The organism is Adlercreutzia equolifaciens (genome assembly GCF_029076695.1).
Lineage (GTDB): Bacteria > Actinomycetota > Coriobacteriia > Coriobacteriales > Eggerthellaceae > Adlercreutzia > Adlercreutzia equolifaciens_A.
In genome coordinates, this window is sequence record NZ_JARFIK010000322.1 from 1 (window position 1) to 307 (window position 307).

The following is a 307-nucleotide window of genomic DNA, read 5'->3' on the forward strand; positions in this document are numbered from 1 at the left end:
CCAGCGGCACCACGGGCAATCCCAAGGCGGTGGAGCACAACTTCGCCCATCCGCTGGGACACATCATCACGGCCAAGTACTGGCAGCAGGTTCGCGAGAACGAACTGCACATGACCGTCACCGATTCCGGCTGGGCTAAATTCGGCTGGGGCAAGATCTACGGCCAGTGGATTTCCGGGGCCACTATCTTCGCCTACGACATGGATAAATTCGTGACCACGAAGCTGCTGCAGAAGATCCAGGACTACCTGCTCTCCACGTTCTGCGCTCCGCCCACCTTGTATCGTTTCATGCTCCAGGAAGACGT

At 58.3% G+C, this 307-nt stretch carries 1 protein-coding gene; it reads left to right on the top strand.

Annotated elements, in window-relative coordinates:
* On the top strand, positions 1-307 hold a 307-nt coding region (locus tag PZH32_RS12580), incomplete at both ends, for an AMP-binding protein (protein ID WP_275208584.1).